Below are 22,884 nucleotides of genomic sequence, written 5' to 3' on the forward strand. Positions count from 1 at the left end.
CTCAGCAAACCGCTAAAATTATCAATCCTTGTCGATTCGACTCGCTACCGCGCCCTGCTGGTCGCGATATTTCGCGTCTTCGCGACGATTATACGGACGCATGGCCGGCCCGGATAAAGGCTCAAAACTTAACGCGCCGATAAGCATCCCTGGACGCAGCGCCAGCGGCAGCTTACCTGAATTATAGAACTCCAGTACGATACAGCCGGACCAGCCCGGATCGATACGGTGTGCGGTGACGTGTACCATCAAGCCCAGACGCGCCAGCGATGAGCGTCCGTCGAGCCAACCGACCAGGTCCGGCGGCAGGGTGACCGATTCAAAGGTCACCGCCAGCGCTAACTCACCCGGATGCAGGAAGAACGCTTCACCATCCGGCAGGACAATCTCTTCGCTCATCACGCGATCCAGCGCCGCGCTGACTTCCGCCTTAGGCCCGCTCAGGTCAATAAAGCCCGCAGTGTGCCCGCGGAATGTCCGAAACTTATTCCCCAACCGAACATCGACCGTCGCGCCATTAATGCGCTCAATGGGCGGGCGCGGATTAATGGCCAGCCGTCCTTCATCCAACCAGGCTTCTATATCTCGGTCGCACAGACGCATGAAAGTTCTCCTTTAAGGCATTGCGCCCCTACGCCTTCCGGGAATAAGGGCAAATTGGCTTCTCTTTGCACGTTACACAATTCGTTCGTGTTATTCAAAGAACTGACTGATTTTGGCCTTCAGAATATCGATGGCGATTCGGTTCTTACCGCCGCGAGGCACAATAATATCGGCATACTGTTTGGAAGGGTCGATAAACTGCAGGAACATCGGGCGCACCGTTTTCTGATACTGCGCCATCACTGAATCCATCGAACGCCCGCGCTCATTAACGTCGCGTTTGATGCGGCGCATCAGGCAGATATCAAGCGGGGTGTCGACAAAAATAGAAAAGCTAAGTTCGCTACGCAGGCGGGCATCGGTCAGCAGCAGGATCCCTTCAAGAATGATCACTTTTTTCGGTTCAATATGGATGGTTTCCGGCATGCGGGTGTGCTCAACATAGCTATACACCGGCAGCTCTATCGGCTGGCCGCTTCTCAGCATCTGCAAATGCTGATACAGCAAACTATGATCCATAGAGCTCGGGTGGTCATAGTTGGTTTTTACACGCTCTTCCATCGACAGGTGACCTTGATCCTTGTAATAACTGTCTTCCGGAATAACGCCGATATGTTCATCGCCGACCTGTTCACGTAATTCACGGTAAAGCGTACTGGCGATAAGGCTTTTGCCCGAAGCCGATGCGCCGGCGATGCCTATAATGACGCACTGATGAGACGTATCAGTCATAAATTTTTGCGACCTGATTAACCTGGGAATGTAGGAAGGGTGGCGGTTGACCGCCAAACGCCGCAATTATAGGGATTTCAGCGCGTCGATACTAGTGCTAAGCGCCTCTCGGGCCTATTCCTCCTCCGGCAACCACCCTTCTGTATACCATATATGCAATAAAGCGTACGATCGCCAGGGTTGCCAGCGGTCGGCATAGCGCGCAATACGCGCCGGCGTCATGCCTGGGAAACGCTGCTTAATCAGATAGTCATCCGCCAGGAAGATATCCGGCGCCTGCCAGCCGCGCAGCGCGAAATAGTTCGCCGTCCAGCGGCCAATGCCGGGCAGAGTCTGCAGCTGCTTTATACCAGCCTGAATATTATCCGGCGCCGCGAGGGGCAGCTCGCCGCTGATAGCCGCCTGCGCCAGATGAATCAGCGCCTCCGCCCGGCGTAGCGGCATGCCCAGCGCTTTCAGCGCCAGCGGATCTGCCTGCGCCAGCCGTTGCGCACCTGGAAACACATAAAAGCCCGGAACGTCGGCCAACGGCTTCCCGAAGGCCGCCACTACTTTGCCGGTAAGCTTTGCCGCCATGGCCACGCTCACCAGCTGACCTAACACCGCGCGCACCGCTTGCTCAAACGCGTCGAGGGAGCCCGGCAGACGAAGCCCCGGTCTTGATCGCGCAAGGTCACCCAGCGTCAGGGCTATCTGCTGCGGGTCGCAGGATAAATCAAATAATCTCGCTACCCGCGCCAGACACTCATCCGCGACAGGCTGCAGCCCGGCGGAAAGCGTCACCTGCATGCCCTGAGCGGCGTCATCCGGCGTGACCGTAATCAGCCCCGCGTGGCCATTCAGCGCAAAGCTGCGGCTGTAGCTGCCGTTGCTAAAGGTTTCAATACCTTGTACCGCACGAGCGACGAGAAAATTAAATATCCATTGCCAGTCGTAGGGGGAATGCCAGGGTAGCAGCGTCATCATTTCTCCTTTTTTAGCGCTTCAATCATAGCGGCTCCGCGCCGGACGTGCCTTGCTTTTAAATTCCAGTTGTCGCACTGCCGTCAATCCGCTAAAGTCGCCCCCCTTCTTCACCGGCATGGGGATTTTGCAGGCTATGTTTATTGGTTTTGACTACGGTACCGCTAACTGTTCGGTGGCGGTGATGCGCGACAATACGCCGCAGCTGTTGACGCTGGAAAACGGCAGTTCACTACTGCCGTCTATGCTTTGCGCACCTACCCGCGAAGCGGTCAGCGAGTGGCTCTACCGCCATCATAATGTCCCGCCTGACGGTGATGAAAACCAGGCGCTGCTGCGTCGTGCTATTAGCTTCAATCGCGAGGAAGATATCGACGTGCTCAGCAACAGCGTGCAGTTTGGTCTCGCTTCGCTGCATCAGTACGTTGAAGATCCGCAAGAAGTCTACTTCGTGAAGTCGCCGAAATCATTCCTCGGCGCTAATGGACTTAAACCTCAGCAGGTTGCGCTGTTTGAAGATTTAGTCTGCGCCATGATGCTGCATATCAAACTCCAGGCGCAAACCCAGCTGCCGGAAACCATCGACCAGGCGGTTATCGGTCGGCCGATTAACTTCCAGGGACTGGGCGGCGATGATGCCAACGTCCAGGCGCAGGGCATTCTCGAACGTGCCGCAAAGCGTGCGGGCTTCCGCGACGTCGTGTTTCAGTTTGAACCAGTCGCTGCCGGTCTGGATTTCGAAGCGACCCTGAGTGAAGAAAAACGCGTGCTGGTGGTCGATATCGGTGGCGGTACCACCGACTGTTCACTGCTGTTGATGGGGCCGCAGTGGCGAGAAAAAACCGATCGCCAGCAAAGCCTGCTCGGCCACAGCGGTTGTCGAGTCGGCGGTAACGATTTGGATATCGCTCTTGCCTTTAAATGCCTGATGCCGCTGCTGGGCATGGGCGGCGATACCGAAAAAGGTATCGCGCTGCCAATTCTGCCGTGGTGGAATGCCGTGGCGATTAACGACGTCCCCGCGCAAACCGATTTTTACAGCGCCGCTAACGGTCGACTGCTTAACGAATTACTGCGCAGCGCGCGTGATAGCGAGAAAGTGGCTCTGCTGTTAAAGGTCTGGCGTCAGCGGCTGAGTTATCGTCTGGTGCGGAGCGCTGAAGAGAGTAAAATCGCTCTTTCCGCGCAGGAGAGCGTTACCGCCGCACTGCCGTTTATTAGCGACGGGCTGGCGACAGCCATTAGTCAGCAGGGGCTGGAAGCCGCGCTGGATCAGCCGTTGGCCCGCATAATGGAGCAGGTTCAGCTGGCGCTGGATAACAGCAATGTCCGACCTGATGTCATTTACCTGACCGGCGGCAGCGCCCGCTCGCCGCTGATTAAAAAAGCGCTGACAGACCATCTGCCGGGGATTCCGATTGCTGGTGGCGATGATTTTGGCTCGGTAACCGCCGGGCTGGCCCGCTGGGCGCAAGTAGTGTTTCGTTAATCACCCCTAAAATCCCGGATTGCGGCGCAGGCGCCTTATCCGGGCTACCGGAATACTCGGAATTTGTAGCCCGACGGCAGCGCCCGCTCGCCGCTGTGACGATGATTTTGGCTCGGTAACCGCCGGGCTGGCCCACTGGGCGCAAGTTGTGTTTCGTTAATCCGCTCCTAAAATCCCGGATTGCGGCGCAGGCGCCTTATCCGGGCTACCGGAACACTCGGAATTTGTAGCCCGACGGCAGCGCCCGCTCGCCGCTGTGACGACGATTTTGGCTCAGTAACCGCTGGGCGCAAGTGGTGTTTCGTTAATCCGCCCCTAAAATCCCGGATTGCGGCGCAGGCGCCTTATCCGGGATTATCGGCGCACAGGGAATTTGTAGCCCGGCTTAGCGCAGCGCGAGCCGGGTTAAATCCTGTGGCAACAAGCTATCTCTCATCTCACTTCGCGGCGCGAAACGTAATCCCGGCGCTCTTCACCGGTATAAATCTGCCGTGGACGATAAATATTCAGCGGTGCCTCGTGCATTTCATTCCAGTGCGCCACCCAGCCAAGCGTTCTGCCTACGGCGGTAATCACCACAAACATCGAGGAGGGTAGCCCCATCGCTTTGAGGATCACGGCGGTATAGAAATCAACGCTTGGCGACAGACCATTCTCAACAAAGTACGGGTCGGTCAGCGCCATCTCTTCCAGAGCCATCGCCACCTGAAGCAGCATGTCGGACATTCCCAGCTCCTTTAGTACGCGATGGCAGGTCTCGCGCAAAATGGCGGCTCTAGGGTCAAGATTACGATAGCGAGAATTGCCGAATCCAAGCCGACGGAACGCCTGCGGATCGCGTTTCGCTTTGCTCAGGAAAGCCGGGATTTGGTCAACGGTCTTAATCTCTTCCAGCATCCGCATACTGGCTTCGTTGGCTCCGCCGTGGGTTGGCCCCCACAGTGAAGCCAGCCCCGCGGCGACGCAGGCAAAGAGATTCGCCCCGGAGGAGCCTGCCGCCCGGACGGTCGTGGTCGATGCGCACTGACCGTGGTCGGCGTGAAGCACCAGAATCTGGTTCATCGCCTGCTCAATCACCGGGTTCAGCTGAAATTGTTCCGCTGGAATAGCAAACAGCATATGCAGGAAATTCCCCGCATACGAAAGATCGTTACGGGGATACTGCGCCGGTTGCTCAATAGAAAACTTATAGCTCATCGCCGCAAGCGTTGGCATTTTTGACAGCAGACGGGTGGCGGCCAGCGCGCGGTGCTCAGGATTTTCAACATCCAGTACATCGTGATAAAACGCCGCCAGCGTGCCGACCAGTGCACACATTAAGGCCATCGGATGAGAGTCACGACGGAAACTGCTGCACATGCGGGCAATCTGCTCATGCACCAGGCTATGACGAGTAATGGTGTTTTTGAAGGTCTGATAGCTGGCTTCATCAGGCGCATCGCCGCGCAGTAGAATCCACGCGACCTCAAGGAAATCACACTGCCGAGCCAGCTGATCAACCGGATAACCGCGGTGCAGCAGAATGCTTTTTTCAGTATCAATATAAGAAATGGCTGAAGTACAGCCGGCGGTATTGCTAAAACCAGGGTCAAAGCTGCATAGCCCTGTGGATGCCAGCGGACGAATATCCATGCCGACGTAGCCCAGCGTCCCCGAGACCGTACTCAAAGGAATTGACTGCTGTTCATCCAAAGAAAGCGTTAGCGATTTCGTCGTCATCCTGTCAGGTCCCCTTCCACAACCAATGAATAATTAACCTGGAGGTGTTACCAGGCGCAATGGCCAACATAACCAGAGTCGTCCGGCGATTCTTTGATATGAATAACCAAAACATTCACAAAACAGCGCTATTATTAGCGGTTTTACGTTGGCTGAACGTGGATAATTACCGATAAAAATAGCGCGAGATAGCAATGATATAGGGTACTTTCCCTGCCAAATGCGCTTTGCCCACGATAATCTTTCCTGTCTGCCGGAAAGATTCTTATGTTTACTTCATCCAGCCACTCCCCCTACCTGCGGTTTGGGCCGACGCCGACGTGACGAAAGATGCTGGCGTTGATAATGACCGCAAAACCGACCGCGGTCCGCGGATAAGAAGACTCATTTTTGGATAAAGATATTTCGCCGGGATTTCCCCCGAGGAATCTATCTGTAGATGACCAGCATAAAAAATCGCAAAAATAACGGCTCGGTAATTATCCCGCACAGCCACAACCGTTACCAACGTGCGGAAATTGACATTTCCTTTTTCGAGAAATTTCCCACAGGACCGCCACCTGGTATAAAAATAAAATCATGGCAACATACCGCCTTAATAACGGCGATGACTCTTTCCGGTTTATTAATTTGTTACAAGAGCGCAGATAAACCTGCCGATAGCGTTTCTCAACAATCGCGTGATAAACAGCAACATTAGGATTTTGACGGCTTGTAAGGGATACGATTCCGAAAAATATCAGTAAGATGAAAAACATCTACTCTGGTGTTACCGGCTGCAGGTAACATTGTTCTGTTCCTTGATATAAAAATAGTGTGGCGTATTTTCAGTCAATAAGAAAAAACGTGTGTATCGAGGAAGCTGTTACTTCGTCACATTGCCCCTTGCGTGCCTGTTAGGGGCTTTTTTTCTCTGCAGAGCATACCCCGTTAAACAGGGCACTCAATCATCAGGCTTCAACCAGCCTGGGCCCGGCTTTTGGTACTCAACCTTCGTTTATTGACAGCACCGCAATCGTCCTCTCTTTACCCCATTGGCGTTCGCCGGCTTGATGACTGAAAATCGATAAGCGTAAATGTTCACCGTAACCAGCTCAACGAAAAGCGTTTTTTCCAGACATATCTGGACAGTCTTTTCATAATTCCTCCATTTTTAAGCGGCGTAGGCTGACTAAACTAGTATCATTCCGTGAAACGTTTCAGGATGAGATAACAAATTAATGAAAGGTAGCAATAAAAGTCGTTGGGCAGCCGTTCTGGTGGTGGCGATCGTCGCAGGCTCCGCCTACTGGTTTTGGCAGGACCGCGAAGCGGCTAATACGCCGTCAGCAACGGCGGCAGGCCCGGGCAAACAGGGGCCAGGCGGTGGCCGCGGAGGTCGTTTTGGCGCAGCCCTTGCGCCGGTGCAGGCGGCAACGGCGACCAGCGAATCGGTTCCCCGCTATCTTTCCGGTCTCGGTACGGTTACAGCGGCAAACACCGTTACCGTCCGCAGCCGCGTCGACGGCCAGCTTTTAGCCATCCATTTCACCGAAGGTCAGCAGGTGAAAACCGGCGATCTGCTCGCCGAAATCGACCCCAGCCAGTTTAAAGTCGCCCTCGCCCAGGCCCAGGGTCAGCTGGCGAAAGATCGGGCGACTCTCGCTAACGCCCGCCGCGATCTGGCACGCTACCAGCAGCTGGTGAAAACTAATCTGGTTTCACGTCAGGAGCTGGATACCCAGCAATCTCTGGTCAGCGAAATCCAGGGAACTATTAAAGCCGATGAAGCTGCGGTCGCCAGCGCCCAGCTGCAGCTGAACTGGAGCCGTATCACCGCGCCGATCGATGGCCGGGTTGGCCTAAAACAGGTCGATATTGGCAACCAGATCTCCAGCGGCGATACCGGCGGAATTGTGGTGCTGACGCAAACTCATCCCATTGACCTGGTCTTTACGCTACCGGAAAACCAAATCGCCACGGTCGTCCAGGCGCAAAAGGCCGGAAAAAACCTGGTCGTCGAAGCCTGGGATCGCACTAACAAGCAGAAAATCAGCGAGGGTTCTCTACTGAGCCTTGATAACCAGATTGATGCCACCACCGGTACCATCAAGCTGAAAGCACGCTTTAATAACCAGGACGACGCGCTGTTCCCGAATCAGTTCGTCAACGCTCGTATGCTGGTCGATACCGAACAAAACGCGGTGGTGATCCCAACAGCTGCTCTGCAAATGGGCAATGAGGGGCATTTCGTCTGGGTACTGAACGACGAGAACAAAGTCAGCAAGCATACCGTCACGCCGGGTATTCAGGACAGCCTGAAAGTCGTGATTGACGCCGGGCTTTCCGCCGGAGACCGCGTGGTGACCGACGGGATCGACCGCCTGACCGAGGGCGCGAAGGTTGAAGTGGTAGAACCCCACGATGCGACCACCGCCGCCGAACCGGCGAAAGCCACCAGCCGCGAATACGGAAATAAAGGAGCGCGCTCCTGATGCAAGTTCTACCGCCGAGCAGTACGGGTGGCCCTTCCCGTCTGTTTATCCTGCGCCCGGTGGCGACGACGCTGTTAATGGTGGCCATTATGCTGGCCGGTATTATCGGCTACCGTTTCTTACCGGTTTCGGCGCTGCCGGAAGTGGACTACCCGACGATTCAGGTGGTGACGCTCTATCCCGGCGCCAGCCCGGACGTTATGACTTCCTCCATCACAGCTCCTCTGGAGCGGCAGTTTGGCCAGATGTCCGGCCTCAAGCAGATGTCCTCCCAGAGCTCAGGCGGCGCGTCGGTAGTCACGCTCCAGTTCCAGCTTACGCTGCCGCTGGACGTTGCCGAGCAGGAAGTACAGGCAGCCATTAACGCCGCGACTAACCTGCTGCCCTCGGATCTGCCTAATCCGCCGGTTTACAGCAAAGTTAACCCCGCCGATCCGCCGATTATGACCCTCGCGGTCACCTCTTCTGCGGTTCCTATGACTCAGGTCGAGGATATGGTGGAAACCCGCGTGGCGCAGAAAATCTCTCAGGTTTCCGGCGTTGGACTGGTCACCCTGGCGGGCGGTCAGCGCCCGGCCGTACGCGTTAAGCTCAACGCCCAGGCGATCGCCGCCCTCGGTCTGACCAGCGAAACGATCCGCACCGCCATTACCAGTGCCAACGTTAACTCGGCGAAGGGTAGCCTGGACGGCCCATCGCGGGCGATCACGCTCTCCGCCAACGATCAGATGCAGTCGGCAGAGGATTACCGCCGCCTGATTATCGCATATCAGAACGGCGCGCCGATTCGCCTCGGCGACGTCGCCACCGTTGAACAAGGCGCGGAAAACAGCTGGCTTGGGGCATGGGCCAACAAGCAGCAGGCGATCGTGATGAACGTTCAGCGCCAGCCGGGAGCCAATATCATCGCCACCGCTGATAGCATCCGCGAGATGCTGCCGCAGCTGACCGACAGCCTGCCGAAATCGGTCAAAGTGCAGGTGCTTTCCGACCGCACCACCAATATCCGCGCCTCGGTCAGCGATACTCAGTTTGAGCTGATGCTGGCCATCGCCCTGGTGGTGATGATTATCTACGTGTTTCTGCGCAACGTCCCGGCGACCATTATTCCCGGCATCGCCGTACCGCTATCTCTGGTCGGCACCTTTGCGGTGATGGTGTTTCTCGATTTCTCTATTAACAACCTGACGCTGATGGCCCTGACCATCGCCACCGGCTTTGTGGTCGATGACGCCATCGTAGTGATTGAAAACATCTCGCGCTACATCGAGAAAGGCGAAAAGCCGCTGGCCGCCGCCCTGAAAGGGGCCGGAGAGATTGGCTTTACCATTATCTCATTGACCTTCTCGCTGATTGCAGTGCTGATCCCGCTGCTGTTTATGGGCGATATCGTGGGCCGCCTGTTCCGCGAGTTCGCCATTACCCTCGCGGTGGCGATCCTGATTTCCGCGGTGGTGTCGCTGACTCTGACGCCGATGATGTGCGCCCGCATGCTGAGCCACGAGTCGCTGCGCAAGCAGAACCGCTTCTCGCGCGCCAGCGAGCGTTTCTTTGAGCGGGTGATCGCCGTCTATGGCCGCTGGCTGAGCCGGGTGTTGAACCATCCGTGGCTGACGCTGGGCGTGGCCATCAGCACCCTGGTACTGTCGATTATGCTGTGGGTGTTTATTCCAAAAGGCTTCTTCCCGATTCAGGACAACGGCATTATTCAGGGCACGCTACAGGCGCCGCAGTCGGCGTCGTTCGCCAGCATGGCCGAGCGCCAGCAGCAGGTATCAACGGCGATACTCAAGGATCCGGCCGTAGAAAGCCTGACCTCCTACGTCGGCGTCGACGGGACCAACCCGGCGCTGAACAGCGCTCGCCTGCAGATCAACCTTAAGCCGCTGGACGAGCGCGACGATCGCGTACAGACGGTGATCGCCCGCCTGCAAAACGCGGTGAGCAGTATTCCCGGCATTGAACTCTATCTCCAGCCGACTCAGGATCTGACCATTGACACCACCGTCAGCCGTACCCAGTATCAGTTTACCCTGCAGGCCAACTCGCTGGATGCGCTGAGCACCTGGGTACCGCAGCTGCTGGACCGGCTGCAGGCGCTGCCGCAGCTCTCCGACGTCAGCAGCGACTGGCAGGATAAGGGCCTGGCGGCGTACATCAACGTTGATCGCGATAGCGCCAGCCGTCTCGGTATCAGCATGTCCGACATTGATAACGCGCTGTACAACGCCTTCGGGCAGCGTCTGATTTCCACTATCTATACCCAGGCGAATCAGTACCGGGTGGTGCTGGAGCATGATACCCAGGCCACGCCGGGGCTGGCGGCGCTGGATAATATCCGCCTGACCAGCAGCGACGGCGGGATCGTTCCGCTCACCGCGATTGCTAAAGTCGAGCAGCGCTTTACCCCGCTGTCGATTAACCACCTCGATCAGTTCCCGGTCGCTACCATCTCGTTTAACGTGCCGGGTAACTATTCGTTGGGCGATGCGGTCGAAGCCATATTGGGCGCCGAGCAGGCGCTGGAGTTCCCGAGCGATATCCGCACCCAGTTCCAGGGCAGCTCGCTGGCCTTCCAGTCGGCGCTCGGCAGTACCGTCTGGCTGGTGGTGGCCGCGGTGGTAGCGATGTATATCGTCCTCGGCGTGCTGTATGAAAGCTTTATTCATCCGATCACCATTCTCTCTACTCTGCCAACGGCGGGCGTCGGCGCGCTGCTGGCGCTGTGGCTGGCCGGGAGCGAACTGGACGTTATCGCCATTATCGGCATCATCCTGCTTATCGGCATCGTCAAGAAAAACGCCATCATGATGATCGACTTCGCGCTGGCCGCCGAACGCGAGCAGGGTATGCCGCCGCGCGAGGCGATTTATCAGGCCTGCCTGCTGCGTTTTCGCCCGATCCTGATGACCACGCTGGCGGCGCTGTTCGGCGCGCTGCCGCTGATGCTCAGTACCGGCGTCGGCGCGGAGCTGCGTCGTCCGCTGGGGATTGGCATGGTCGGCGGCCTGATGCTAAGCCAGGTGCTGACCCTGTTCACGACTCCGGTTATCTATCTGCTGTTTGACCGTCTGTCGCTGTATATGAAAAGCCGATTCCCGCGGCATGAGGAGGAGGCGTAAGTGAAGTTTTTCGCCCTCTTCATTTACCGTCCGGTGGCGACGATACTGATATCGCTCGCGATTACCCTGTGCGGCGTCCTTGGCTTCCGCCTGCTGCCGGTTGCGCCGCTGCCGCAGGTGGATTTTCCGGTCATCATGATCAGCGCCTCGCTGCCCGGCGCGTCGCCGGAAACCATGGCCTCTTCGGTAGCGACGCCGCTGGAACGTTCGCTGGGGCGGATTGCCGGGGTCAATGAGATGACCTCCTCCAGCTCGCTGGGCAGTACGCGAATCATTCTTGAGTTTAACTTTGACCGCGATATCAACGGCGCGGCGCGCGACGTGCAGGCGGCGATTAACGCCGCGCAAAGCCTGCTGCCGAGCGGTATGCCGAGCCGCCCAACCTATCGCAAAGCTAACCCGTCCGACGCGCCGATCATGATCCTCACCCTCACGTCGGATACTTACTCCCAGGGTGAGCTGTACGACTTCGCCTCCACTCAGCTGGCGCAGACCATTGCCCAGATTGACGGCGTCGGCGACGTTTCCGTCGGCGGCAGCTCGTTGCCCGCAGTGCGCGTCGACCTGAACCCGCAGGCGCTGTTTAACCAGGGCGTGTCGCTGGACGCGGTGCGAACCGCCATCAGCAGCGCCAACGTGCGGAAACCGCAGGGGGCGCTGGAAGACCAAAGCCAACGCTGGCAGGTTGAGACCAACGACGAACTAAAAACCGCTGCCGAATATCAGCCGCTTATCGTCCACTACAACAACGGCGCAGCGGTGCGTCTGGGCGACGTCGCCAAAGTCACCGACTCGGTGCAGGACGTGCGCAACGCCGGGATGACCAACGCCAAACCGGCCATTTTGCTGATGATCCGCAAGCTGCCGGAAGCCAATATCATTGAGACGGTGGACAGCATTCGCGCCCGCCTGCCGGATCTCCAGCGCACCATCCCGGCGTCCATCGACCTGCAAATCGCTCAGGATCGCTCGCCAACCATCCGCGCGTCTCTGGAAGAAGTTGAGCAGACGCTGGTGATTTCGGTGGCGCTGGTGATCCTCGTGGTTTTCCTGTTCCTGCGCTCAGGACGCGCGACGCTGATCCCGGCGGTGGCCGTTCCGGTATCGCTGATTGGTACCTTCGCGGCAATGTACCTGTGCGGCTTTAGCCTTAACAACCTGTCGCTAATGGCGCTGACCATCGCCACCGGCTTCGTGGTCGATGACGCCATCGTGGTGCTGGAGAATATTTCCCGCCATCTTGAGGCTGGCATGAAGCCGCTGCAGGCGGCGCTGCAGGGAAGCCGGGAGGTCGGCTTTACGGTGCTGTCGATGAGCCTGTCGCTGGTGGCGGTCTTCCTGCCGCTACTGCTGATGGACGGTCTGCCGGGGAGGCTGCTGCGCGAATTTGCCGTCACGCTATCGGTAGCGATCGGTATTTCGCTGGCGGTATCGTTGACCCTGACGCCGATGATGTGCGGCTGGCTGCTGAAAAGCGACAAGCCCAACGAGCCGACGCGCAAGCGCGGTTTTGGCCGCCTGCTGATAGCGATTCAGGGCGGCTACGGGAAATCGCTGAAGTGGGTGCTGAAGCACAGCCGCCTGACCGGCCTGGTGCTGCTCGGCACCATCGCGCTGAGCGTCTGGCTCTATATCTCGATTCCAAAAACCTTCTTCCCCGAGCAGGATACCGGGGTGCTGATGGGCGGTATTCAGGCCGACCAGAGCATTTCTTTCCAGGCGATGCGCGGCAAGCTGCAGGACTTTATGAAGATCATTCGTGAAGATCCGGCGGTGGACAACGTCACCGGTTTTACCGGCGGCTCGCGGGTCAACAGCGGGATGATGTTTATCACCCTGAAGTCTCGCGATGAACGCCATGAAACGGCGCAGCAAATTATCGACCGCCTGCGTAAGAAACTGGTGAAGGAGCCGGGAGCCAACCTGTTCCTGATGGCGGTGCAGGATATCCGCGTCGGCGGCCGCCAGGCCAACGCCAGCTATCAGTACACGCTGCTGTCGGACGACCTCGCGGCGCTGCGGGAATGGGAACCGAAAATCCGCAAAACGCTGGCATCGCTGCCGGAGCTGGCGGACGTGAACTCTGACAGCCAGAATAACGGCGCGGAAATGGACCTGATCTACGATCGCGATACCATGTCGCGGCTCGGCATCAGCGTGCAGGATGCCAACAATCTGCTGAACAACGCCTTCGGCCAGCGTCAGGTCTCAACCATCTACCAGCCGCTGAACCAGTATAAAGTGGTGATGCAGGTTGACCCGGTCTATACCCAGGACGTCAGCGCCCTGGACAAGATGTTTGTGATCAACAGCGAAGATAAGCCCATTCCGCTGTCGTACTTCGCCAAATGGCAGCCGGCTAACGCTCCGCTGTCGGTGAACCACCAGGGCCTGTCGGCAGCCTCGACCGTCTCGTTTAACCTGCCCACCGGCAAGTCGCTGTCAGAAGCCAGCGACGCTATTAATCGGGCGATGACTCAGCTTGGCGTACCGTCCAGCGTGCGCGGCTCTTTCGCCGGTACCGCGCAGGTATTCCAGGAAACGATGAATTCCCAGGTGATCCTGATTCTGGCGGCCATCGCCACGGTCTATATCGTGCTGGGGATCCTTTATGAGAGCTACGTTCATCCGCTGACCATTCTGTCGACTATTCCTTCCGCCGGCGTCGGCGCGCTGCTGGCGCTGGAGCTTTTCGATGCCCCGTTCAGCCTAATCGCGCTCATCGGGATTATGCTATTAATTGGCATCGTGAAGAAAAACGCCATCATGATGGTCGATTTCGCCCTTGAAGCGCAGCGCAACGGCAACCTGTCCCCGGAAGAAGCTATCTTCCAGGCCTGCCTGCTGCGTTTCCGCCCGATAATGATGACCACGCTGGCGGCGCTGTTCGGCGCGCTGCCGCTGGTTATCTCTGGCGGCGATGGCTCCGAGCTGCGCCAGCCGCTGGGGATTACGATTGTCGGCGGTCTGGTGATGAGTCAGCTGTTAACCCTGTACACCACGCCGGTGGTCTATCTGTTCTTTGACCGTCTGCGGCTGCGTTTTTCGCGAAAAGTCCACCAACCGGTAAGCGAATAACATGACAGACCTTCCTTCCAGCGTGCGCTGGCAGCTATGGATAGTGGCCTTTGGCTTCTTTATGCAGACGCTGGATACCACTATAGTCAACACCGCCCTCCCCTCAATGGCGCAAAGCCTCGGGGAGAGCCCGCTGCATATGCACATGGTTATCGTCTCCTATGTGCTGACGGTGGCGGTCATGCTGCCCGCCAGCGGCTGGCTGGCGGACCGCGTTGGAGTACGCAATATCTTTTTCAGCGCCATCGTTTTATTTACCGCCGGCTCCCTGTTCTGCGCCCAGGCCGCGACGCTCGATCGGCTAATACTCGCCCGCGTGCTGCAGGGGGTGGGCGGCGCGATGATGGTGCCAGTCGGGCGTCTGACGGTGATGAAAATCGTCCCGCGCAGCCAGTATATGGCGGCGATGACCTTCGTCACCCTGCCCGGCCAGGTGGGTCCGCTGCTCGGCCCGGCGCTCGGCGGGATGCTGGTGGAGTACGCCTCCTGGCACTGGATCTTCCTGATTAATATTCCGGTCGGCATCGTCGGGGCGATCGCCACGCTGTGCCTGATGCCTAACTACACTCTGCAAACCCGGCGCTTTGATATCTTCGGCTTTATTCTGCTGGCTGCCGGTATGGCGACGCTGACCCTCGCGCTTGACGGTAAAGAAGGGCTCGGTATCTCCCCACTGGCTCTGACGGCCGTCGGCGTGGGGTCAATGCTGTTCTACCTATGGCACGCGCGCGGCAACCGCAACGCGCTGTTCAGCCTGAAGCTGTTCAGCAACCGTACCTTCTCGCTGGGGCTGGGCGGCAGCTTTGCCGGACGCATCGGCAGCGGCATGCTGCCGTTTATGACCCCGGTTTTTTTGCAGATTGGCCTCGGCTTTACGCCGTTCCACGCCGGTCTGATGATGATCCCGATGGTGCTTGGCAGTATGGGGATGAAGCGTATCGTAGTCCAGGTCGTCAACCGCTTCGGCTATCGCCGGGTGCTGGTCGCCTCGACTATTGGCCTGGCGCTGGTCAGCCTGCTGTTTATGGCGGTAGCTCTTGCCGGCTGGTACTGGCTGCTGCCGGTGGTGCTGTTCATGCAGGGGATGATCAACGCCAGCCGCTTTTCGTCAATGAATACGCTTACCCTGAAAGATCTGCCCGATGACCAGGCTAGCAGCGGCAACAGCCTGCTGTCGATGGTCATGCAGCTCGCGATGAGTATCGGCGTTACCGTCGCCGGAATGCTGCTGGGTCTCTACGGCCAGCTGCATATCGGCGCCGATGCGGCGACCACACATCAGGTCTTTCTCTATACCTACTTAAGCATGGCGGTGGTTATCGCGCTGCCTGCGCTCATTTTTTCCCGCGTCCCCGACGATACCACGACCAATACCGTGATTCGTCGCCGTAAAAGGAGTGAATCTTGAAGTTCTGGCGCCCCGGCATTACCGGTAAGCTGTTTATCGCGATTCTCGCTACCTGCATCGTGCTGTTAATTAGCATGCACTGGGCGGTGCGTATCAGCTTTGAACGCGGGTTTATCGACTATATCAAGCGCGGCAATGAACAGCGGCTGACCATGCTCGGCGATGCCCTGAGCGAGCAGTACGCTCAGCACGGCAGCTGGACGTTCCTGCGTAATAACGACCGCTTTATTTTCCAGCTGCTCAAAACGTTTGAACGCGATAACGACGATCGCTCGCCGCACGGCCGGGAGATGAAGCCCGGTCAGAGGGATGAACCGCGGGGAGGCCCCGAAGAGATGCCGCCGAATGCCGCGCCTGACCGACCGCTTAACGGCCCACGCGGCGATCGCGGACCCGGTCCGGATATTCCTCCGCACGGCTGGCGTACCATGTTCTGGGTGGTCGATCAAAAAGGGCGCGTGCTGGTGGGCCCGCGCGAGCGCGTGCCAAAAGACGGCACCCGACGCAGCATTATGGTCAACGGGGTGGAGGTGGGCGCAGTAATAGCCTCGCCGGTCGAGCGCCTGACGCGCAACACCGATATCAACTTCGACCGCCAGCAGAAACGCACCAGCTGGCTGATTGTCGCCCTTGCCACGCTGCTGGCGGCGCTGGCGACTTTCCCGCTGGCGCGCGGCCTGCTCGCGCCGGTCAAACGGCTGGTGGAAGGCACCCACCGTCTGGCGGCCGGGGATTTTACTACCCGCGTCACCGCCACCAGCAGCGATGAACTGGGACGCCTGGCAAAAGATTTTAATCAGTTAGCCAGCACGCTTGAACGCAACCAGAAAATGCGCCAGGACCTGATGGCCGATATCTCCCATGAACTGCGCACGCCGCTGGCGGTGCTGCGCGGCGAGCTGGAGGCGATTCAGGATGGGATCAGGAAATTCACCCCGGATTCGATCGCTTCCTTACAAGCGGAAGTCGCGACCCTGACCAAGCTGGTCGATGATTTGCACCAGCTATCCATGTCCGATGAGGGTGCGCTCTCCTACCAGAAAACTCCGGTGGATATCATCAACCTGCTGGAAGTCGCCGCCGGCGCGTTTCGCGAACGCTTCGCCAGCCGCGGCCTGTCGATTGGCGTTTCACTGCCGGAAAACGCGACGATTTTCGGCGACCGGGACCGCCTGATGCAGCTTTTCAATAACCTGCTGGAAAACAGCCTGCGTTATACCGATAGCGGCGGCAAACTGCAGATTAGCGCCAGCCAAAGCGGCGAAATGCTGGTTCTTGATTTTGCCGATAGCGCTCCTGGCGTCACTGATGAACAGCTGGAGCGGCTGGTCGAGCGCTTTTACCGCACCGAAGGATCGCGCAATCGTGCCAGCGGCGGTTCGGGTTTAGGGCTGGCTATCTGCCTTAACATTGTCGCGGCCCACTGCGGCACTTTACGTGCAGGCCATTCGCCTTTAGGCGGGGTTAGCATTAAAGTAGCACTACCTCTGGAACGTAATTTATCGAGGGACGTATGACTGAATTACCCATTGATGAAAACACACCACGTATTCTTATCGTGGAAGATGAACCCAAGCTGGGCCAACTGCTGATCGACTATCTTCAGGCGGCGGGCTATGCGCCGACGCTGATTAATCACGGCGATCGGGTTCTGCCGTACGTTCGCCAGACGCCACCGCATCTAATTCTGCTGGATTTAATGCTCCCCGGTACCGACGGGCTCACCCTATGCCGTGAAATCCGCCGTTTTTCCGAAGTGCCGGTGGTCATGGTGACCGCGAAAATCGAAGAGATCGACCGCCTTCTGGGATTAGAAATCGGCGCCGATGACTATATCTGTAAACCCTACAGCCCGCGTGAAGTGGTGGCCCGGGTGAAAACTATTCTTCGCCGCTGCAAGCCGCAGCGCGATCTGCAGGCGCTGGATGCGGAAAGCCCGCTGATTGTCGACGAAGGCCGATTCCAGGCCTCCTGGCGCGACAAGCTGCTGGACCTGACCCCCGCCGAGTTCCGCCTGCTGAAAACCCTCTCCCAGGAGCCGGGTAAAGTCTTTTCACGCGAGCAGCTGCTGAATCATCTGTACGATGATTACCGGGTGGTGACCGACCGGACAATTGATAGCCATATCAAAAATCTGCGCCGTAAGCTGGAGTCGCTTGACGCCGAGCAGTCGTTTATCCGCGCGGTGTACGGCGTAGGCTATCGCTGGGAGGCCGACGCCTGCCGTCTGGCGTAGTTAGCCGCCAGCCCGACATTTCACCAGCTCGCGCTGCGCTTAGCCGGGCTACAGGTTCACCGCTGCGTGCGGACAGGTAGCCCGGACAGATGCGCAGCATCGCCTCCGGGAGAAGTCCCTGAGCCAGTAGCCGGGTAAGGCGTTTACACCGCGACCCGGGAAATCTCCTCATCCCACGCCTCATAATCTGAGAATCTCACCATACCAGGAACCACCATCAGCAACCGCTGCTCATCATGATATATTCACCGACAAGCGGCCCAAGACTCAACTGCGCAAGGAATGCCATGAGCGATATTGATAAAAAATACAAACCCCGAAATATAATAAACGCACCAAATATCAAGTCGTCGATTGTTTCCCGTAGCCAACAACGTGGTGATAACGAAAATATCCAGCGCTGGTTAAGCAACCATTTTTACCGTTGGGTTATCGGGGACTTTACCCATGTTTACCCCGTGCGCTCAGTTTCTGATTACGCTGTGTATTTTGGTGACCATATGGAAATTCCCGCCTGGCTAACGCCAAAACTGGGCGGCGATGAGCGCTTTTACTACCTCAACCCCCAGCATCCGCAATTGCTGGCAGCCGAAAGAGATATCCTCGAATTTCTCTCTCGTCAGGAAGGAACGCGGCTGGGAAGCAAACTACAGCGCATCAACTTTTTTACCGTACTGGAGATGCGCGAGGCGGAGCATCTGAAAATGCAGCGTCTGCGCGATCGAGGCTGGTATCCTTCCAACAGCGATGTGCTAAAGCCGGTGATGGCGGTCAATAACGGTGTACTGGTTGAACTCGATGCTGCCCATCCAGACCTGCGCAGCGAAATGGCCTATGAATCCTGGCATATGCAACACTGCGTCGGGCAATTCGACAATCAAGGCGCGCTTACAGGCGGCTATGGCGATTACTACGCCCGGCAAATTGAGCAAGGGAAAATGCGCCTGTTTAGCCTGCGCGACAACAATCATATTCCTCACGTCACGATAAGTCTGGTGGTTAATAATGGCGTTCTGAGCATTGAACATATTAAGGGCAAGCAGAACCGACACCCCATCAAGAAATATGCTCCCGACGTTTTAGCCCTGTTACGCCATCTTCAGCCATGCCCAGAGCGCCATGCAGACTGCGAAGGTATGGGTATTGTTTATGAGGAAACTCCAGAATTTGCGGGCTGGAAATTTATTACCGATATTCATGATTTCAATTTTCTGCTCAACGTCCTGCATGACAATTTTCATTTAATGGAGCACTTTCCTACTCCCCCGGTCGCATTACAGTGGCTGCTACTGCACAGCGCTCCTGACGCGCTACGCTATCTTCAGGTTATCGACCCCAACGTAGCGACGGCGGCGGAAATGCTGTTCCCGCAGCATGAGTGGCACCCGACGCTGGCTGGCAAAAATACCAGCACTAAGCCATTTGAAATTGAGAGCCTGACGCTGCAAACCACACGCTACCTTCCCGATGACGCGGAGAGCCTGTCATGTTCTGGATAACTCTCTTCATCGGTGCCTTCCTCCTCGGCTGGCGTAATTACAAAAAAATAAACCGCTGGTTGCCGCCCGCATTGCCGGGGAAAAAGAAAAAGATCGCCTGAAGGACCTGCGGCGCGATACCCGACGCAGGCAATGGGCGCTGGCGTTAGCCGATATCCTTTCCCGGCGTAACGGGCTATCGACCAAAGGCGTTGAGCTGGTATTTAAGTTCGACGATGACAAACGCCGCTATCTGGCACAACAGGTGAGAAAAGAACTGGGCTTGCAGGAAAATCTTAACGATGCGGCGTTACGCCAGCAAATTAGCGAAATGTTGCGTCGGTGGCCTGCGGGCATAGGTAACTCGCCGCGCACTTTTTACCACCATCTGGCGGTCGAGGGTCAGGTCCGCGATGCGCTGGCGTTCGACTGCATGCGCACCGCATTCCTTACCCGCTGTATCGCCGGGCTCGGCTGGTGTGATGAAAACGAGGCCTGGCTGGTGCTGTTACTTAATGCCCAACGCGCTCAGGACTGCTTTGATTCCTGGGAAGATTACGCCACCGCTTATGTCCGCGCTCGCCGGATATGGCTAACACTGCACGATACACCTGCAACCGTCGCCGGACGTGATTTGCAGGAAGTCACCCACTATTTGCAAGCCCCCTTTAGCCGCTGGCGAAAGCTGCCATGGAAAGAATTTAAAATTTTCGACCCGATTTAAAAGGACTCTTTATGGAACAGGATGACCAACTGCTCAACGCCATGCGTGAGATGTGTAACCACAAGTCCCCCCTCAATGACGGGCAACGCGAGTGGTATATCGCCGATATTGCCGGCCTGCTGCGCAAAGCCCGCTATGACGAGCTGGACGAACGTTACAACCAGGCGTTGACGGAGAGCTTTACCAGCCGCGAAGCGGAAAAGCGCTATTTTTTCGCCTGGACGCAGATGTGCAACCATTTTTACGATATGGACACGCTGGTTGAGGCCGGGCCTGAAGGGTTAGCTCTCATCAAAAGCTGGCAGCGCGCCCGTCCCCGCTCAACTCATGCCTGGCTCGCCGAAGCCCAGTACTGGAACCACCGCGCGTGGCTCTACCGCAGCTATGGCTGGGCGCGAGAAACCACCCGCGCAATGTGGATCTGCGCCGCCGCTTGCAACGAGCGGATGGTGATTGCCACGCTGAATGCTATCGACTGCGACCCGCGCCAGTGGATGGCTGCCGCGTTGACCAGCACCAACTCAAAGGTATTCGGCCAGCCAAACTGGCTGGTTGAGTTCCTCTCGGGAGCAGAGATCGCCGGACAACCGCTGATGGAGGAGCTGGCTGAATATCATCGCCACTCACCGCAGGAGGTAGAGGCGCTGATGGCATATTCCGGGCTGTCGTTTACTGATGCGGTTTGCCCAAATCTGCCGCGCCCGGCAGGATTACCGGAGTGCGATAACGATGCCGGGCAAACATACTGGCTCACCGCCTGCCTGGCTATTTTCCCGACAGCATTTTATGTGCTGGATGAATATATTCCGTTTCGTATGCCGCGCTGGAGGGGATCGCATGAGGAGATCCGTGAGTTTCTGGCATCACCGGTATGCGATTATCTTTCCGCCGCAGAGCGTGAATACCTGGAACTATTAATCTGGTGGGATGATTACCGCGATGTGGGTATCAAAGAGGTTAACTCACCCACTGAACGTGAACGTATGATCGCTAAAGCCGAAGAGATTGCACAGCGGGCGCATACCCGGGCATCTCGTCTTTACGCGCTGGAGTGGCTGCGGGTTTGCTATAGCGATCTGGAGGACAACGACGCGCTCTGGCGAACCCTTCAGCGCTCGATTATGGAAAAGGTTAAGCTCAACAATTACTACACCGCTTACACGATAAAGTTCGCGCTGCGCGATTTCCCCGACACCTGGTGGATTTATAATTTCCTCTGTCAGAATGCGCAGCAAACGGAGTATTGCGTGCCAAAAATTTATCGCGGCTACTTCCAGTACGCGGGGATACTGGGTTTTGAAAAGGATGAGTTCCAGGGAAAAGCCTGGCTGGATAGCGTTGCAACTCTGAGCTGTAACCACGACTGGGGTGCAGCGATTAAGGATTTCCACTGGCTCGGGCATCCAGAATATCTCCTGCCGCTGGCGGAGCTGGGCGCGCAGAGAAACATCCCCAGCGCGCTTAATCAATTGGGGGTTGAATCCAACTATAAAAATGACGACGGCCTGCTGCCTTACGATCCCGCCATCGCGTTAGGGTATTTTCAACGCGCAGCAGAGATTTTGCACCAGCAGCTAGCGCTGCGCGCGAGTACCCCGTACAGACTAAGAGATAACGGGGGCTATACCGAATATGAAAATGACCTGCAAAATATTCATTTCGACATCGCTATCTGCCACCAGCGCCTGAGCAGACAAGAAGCCAGTGCCGAAAAACGCTCTGCTTACGAAAAAGAGATGCTCGACAATCTCTGGCTGGCGCATGAGTTTGGCCATGAAGAGGCCTGGGGCTTGTTCCTGCTGAATATTTTTGAAGTAACGGATATCACGCTAGCGCATAAGCATCTGGCGCTGGTGCAACAAGAAGCCAATAAAGGCACGCTACAAGCAATGGTAACGCTGTCACGCCTGCACGGTAATAAACACGATAAATTACTGTTTAACATGAAGTTAAGCGCACGCTGGGCGCACTTTGCCTTAACGCTTTATCCGGATAATGAAATCGTTATCGACTGCCTGGACCACCTGCATTTTTCCCGTTTCTGGAAACGCTTTCGTTTCGCCTGGTATACCGTCCGCATCCCGGATTCAGAACTGCCGGGTCAGGTCAACTCAATGGTGTAATGAAATGAAAATACAAACAAAATATTTACCTCTTTACTCTTTGCTTCTGCTCTGCGCCACCGCCAGAGCAGAAATTACGGAACAGCAAATCGAAGCTGATTGCGCAAAAATCTCAACCTGGGCCAGCCAGGGCGAGCAGTTCTATAAAGCGAAAAACTACGCCAAAGCGCGCGCTGCTTTTGAACAGCAGGCCGCATGGAGCGAAAGCTGTGCCCTTGACGACAGCGCCATCGCCACGGCCTACAACAACGTGGCGTTAACCTGGATACGTGAAGGTGAATGGCGCAAAGCCCGCGCCTGGCTGATGATAAGGCCAAACGACAGTAAGTCGGTTTACAATCTCGGACTTATCAAAGATAAGCTTGCCGCCATGCCGCTGCCTGCTTCAGCCGCGGGAGAGTACTGGCGCTATGCCGGACGCGCCTCGTGGAACGTACTTATCGTTAAAGAGCTGCCGAAGCCATCGCGGTATCAGGTTGATTTCCAGGGCTATTATTTCGGCCTGATGGGGCTTTACGCTGGCCCCAACATGGGGGAGTTCTCTGAAGCGATCACGCTGGCAAACAATAACGCCGTCGTGGCGCTTCGGGAAGGAGACTATATTCACTGCGATATCTCGCTGGCGTTCTCCTCTGAAGCCATCGAGGCGGAAACCGATACGCCTGCGAACTGCGGTTTTGGCATGAACGTCAACGCCGACGGGCGCTATCTGCGCGTTGATTAAGCCGGACGGTT

Annotated in this window: 15 protein-coding genes and 1 pseudogene; 12 read left to right on the forward strand and 4 right to left on the reverse strand. The window is 57.0% G+C overall.

The genetic code is table 11. The annotated features are described in order from the left end of the window. Positions 1 to 21: 21 nt before the first annotated feature. The 3 genes from dcd to alkA form a co-directional block, all read right to left on the reverse strand. On the reverse strand, positions 22 to 603 hold the full coding sequence (gene dcd, locus GJ746_RS16665) for a dCTP deaminase (protein ID WP_154681196.1): 582 nt from the start codon (positions 601 to 603) through the stop codon (positions 22 to 24). Positions 604 to 693: 90 nt separating this feature from the next. Then, positions 694 to 1,335 (reverse strand): uridine kinase, encoded by a 642-nt coding sequence (udk, locus tag GJ746_RS16670; protein WP_154681197.1) that lies wholly within the window; start codon positions 1,333 to 1,335, stop codon positions 694 to 696. Positions 1,336 to 1,449: 114 nt separating this feature from the next. After that, positions 1,450 to 2,298, reverse strand: coding sequence for a DNA-3-methyladenine glycosylase 2 (gene alkA, locus GJ746_RS16675; RefSeq protein ID WP_154682755.1), 849 nt, complete (start codon positions 2,296 to 2,298; stop codon positions 1,450 to 1,452). A 136-nt stretch (positions 2,299 to 2,434) separates the two neighbouring features. On the opposite strand from alkA, the gene yegD reads away from it, so the two are divergent. Continuing rightward, positions 2,435 to 3,787 (forward strand): molecular chaperone, encoded by a 1,353-nt coding sequence (gene yegD / locus GJ746_RS16680; protein WP_154681198.1) that lies wholly within the window; start codon positions 2,435 to 2,437, stop codon positions 3,785 to 3,787. Between the two features lie 432 nt (positions 3,788 to 4,219). Here yegD and GJ746_RS16685 read toward each other — a convergent pair whose 3' ends face one another. Further along, entirely contained in the window at positions 4,220 to 5,506 is a 1,287-nt protein-coding gene (locus GJ746_RS16685) for a citrate synthase (protein WP_154681199.1), read from the reverse strand. A gap of 439 nt (positions 5,507 to 5,945) precedes the next feature. Here GJ746_RS16685 and GJ746_RS16690 point away from each other — a divergent pair, with 439 nt between their 5' ends. The 11 genes and pseudogenes from GJ746_RS16690 to GJ746_RS16740 all read left to right on the forward strand — a co-directional run bounded on the left by GJ746_RS16690 (position 5,946) and on the right by GJ746_RS16740 (position 22,873). Next, on the forward strand, positions 5,946 to 6,206 hold the full coding sequence (locus tag GJ746_RS16690) for a hypothetical protein (protein WP_154681200.1): 261 nt from the start codon (positions 5,946 to 5,948) through the stop codon (positions 6,204 to 6,206). A 520-nt stretch (positions 6,207 to 6,726) separates the two neighbouring features. Further along, positions 6,727 to 7,980: an MdtA/MuxA family multidrug efflux RND transporter periplasmic adaptor subunit gene (locus GJ746_RS16695; RefSeq protein WP_154681201.1), complete on the forward strand. Its 1,254-nt coding sequence runs from the start codon at positions 6,727 to 6,729 to the stop codon at positions 7,978 to 7,980. Beyond that, complete coding sequence (locus tag GJ746_RS16700) at positions 7,980 to 11,102, forward strand: MdtB/MuxB family multidrug efflux RND transporter permease subunit (RefSeq protein WP_154681202.1); 3,123 nt, start codon at positions 7,980 to 7,982, stop codon at positions 11,100 to 11,102. Before GJ746_RS16695 ends, GJ746_RS16700 begins: the two co-directional genes overlap by 1 nt. Then, complete coding sequence (gene mdtC / locus GJ746_RS16705) at positions 11,103 to 14,180, forward strand: multidrug efflux RND transporter permease subunit MdtC (protein ID WP_154681203.1); 3,078 nt, start codon at positions 11,103 to 11,105, stop codon at positions 14,178 to 14,180. Between the two features lies 1 nt (position 14,181). Then, positions 14,182 to 15,588 carry an MFS transporter gene (locus GJ746_RS16710; RefSeq protein WP_154681204.1) on the forward strand — a complete coding sequence of 469 codons (1,407 nt, stop codon included), beginning with the start codon at positions 14,182 to 14,184 and terminating at the stop codon, positions 15,586 to 15,588. Continuing rightward, positions 15,585 to 17,105 carry a two-component system sensor histidine kinase BaeS gene (gene baeS / locus GJ746_RS16715; protein ID WP_154681205.1) on the forward strand — a complete coding sequence of 507 codons (1,521 nt, stop codon included), beginning with the start codon at positions 15,585 to 15,587 and terminating at the stop codon, positions 17,103 to 17,105. Before GJ746_RS16710 ends, baeS begins: the two co-directional genes overlap by 4 nt. Next, the gene (gene baeR, locus GJ746_RS16720) at positions 17,102 to 17,824 is read left to right on the forward strand and encodes a two-component system response regulator BaeR (protein ID WP_154681206.1); all 723 of its coding nucleotides are present in this window, start codon (positions 17,102 to 17,104) and stop codon (positions 17,822 to 17,824) included. Before baeS ends, baeR begins: the two co-directional genes overlap by 4 nt. Positions 17,825 to 18,111: 287 nt before the next feature. Next, complete coding sequence (locus GJ746_RS16725; protein ID WP_154681207.1) at positions 18,112 to 19,323, forward strand: cytoplasmic protein; 1,212 nt, start codon at positions 18,112 to 18,114, stop codon at positions 19,321 to 19,323. Then, a pseudogene (locus GJ746_RS16730) lies at positions 19,311 to 20,026 on the forward strand (DUF1266 domain-containing protein). The gene GJ746_RS16725 and the pseudogene GJ746_RS16730 overlap by 13 nt, the downstream one beginning before the upstream one ends. A gap of 11 nt (positions 20,027 to 20,037) precedes the next feature. After that, on the forward strand, positions 20,038 to 22,149 hold the full coding sequence (locus tag GJ746_RS16735) for a DUF4034 domain-containing protein (protein WP_154681209.1): 2,112 nt from the start codon (positions 20,038 to 20,040) through the stop codon (positions 22,147 to 22,149). Between the two features lie 4 nt (positions 22,150 to 22,153). Further along, a complete protein-coding gene (locus tag GJ746_RS16740) occupies positions 22,154 to 22,873 on the forward strand; it encodes a tetratricopeptide repeat protein (protein WP_154681210.1) in 720 nt (239 codons plus the stop codon). Positions 22,874 to 22,884: the final 11 nt, after the last annotated feature.

Origin of the sequence: Klebsiella oxytoca (genome assembly GCF_009707385.1) — a bacterium.
GTDB classification, from domain to species: Bacteria; Pseudomonadota; Gammaproteobacteria; order Enterobacterales; family Enterobacteriaceae; genus Klebsiella; species Klebsiella oxytoca_C.

What these genes read in the sequence shown, in the direction of transcription:
- dcd (WP_154681196.1), bottom strand. Translation starts at nt 603, where the DNA reads ATGCGTCTGTGCGACCGAGATATAGAAGCCTGGTTGGATGAAGGACGG.
- udk (WP_154681197.1), bottom strand. Translation starts at nt 1,335, where the DNA reads ATGACTGATACGTCTCATCAGTGCGTCATTATAGGCATCGCCGGCGCA.
- alkA (WP_154682755.1), bottom strand. Translation starts at nt 2,298, where the DNA reads ATGACGCTGCTACCCTGGCATTCCCCCTACGACTGGCAATGGATATTT.
- yegD (WP_154681198.1), top strand. Translation starts at nt 2,435, where the DNA reads ATGTTTATTGGTTTTGACTACGGTACCGCTAACTGTTCGGTGGCGGTG.
- GJ746_RS16685 (WP_154681199.1), bottom strand. Translation starts at nt 5,506, where the DNA reads ATGACGACGAAATCGCTAACGCTTTCTTTGGATGAACAGCAGTCAATT.
- GJ746_RS16690 (WP_154681200.1), top strand. Translation starts at nt 5,946, where the DNA reads ATGACCAGCATAAAAAATCGCAAAAATAACGGCTCGGTAATTATCCCG.
- GJ746_RS16695 (WP_154681201.1), top strand. Translation starts at nt 6,727, where the DNA reads ATGAAAGGTAGCAATAAAAGTCGTTGGGCAGCCGTTCTGGTGGTGGCG.
- GJ746_RS16700 (WP_154681202.1), top strand. Translation starts at nt 7,980, where the DNA reads ATGCAAGTTCTACCGCCGAGCAGTACGGGTGGCCCTTCCCGTCTGTTT.
- GJ746_RS16710 (WP_154681204.1), top strand. Translation starts at nt 14,182, where the DNA reads ATGACAGACCTTCCTTCCAGCGTGCGCTGGCAGCTATGGATAGTGGCC.
- baeR (WP_154681206.1), top strand. Translation starts at nt 17,102, where the DNA reads ATGACTGAATTACCCATTGATGAAAACACACCACGTATTCTTATCGTG.
- GJ746_RS16725 (WP_154681207.1), top strand. Translation starts at nt 18,112, where the DNA reads ATGAGCGATATTGATAAAAAATACAAACCCCGAAATATAATAAACGCA.
- GJ746_RS16735 (WP_154681209.1), top strand. Translation starts at nt 20,038, where the DNA reads ATGGAACAGGATGACCAACTGCTCAACGCCATGCGTGAGATGTGTAAC.
- GJ746_RS16740 (WP_154681210.1), top strand. Translation starts at nt 22,154, where the DNA reads ATGAAAATACAAACAAAATATTTACCTCTTTACTCTTTGCTTCTGCTC.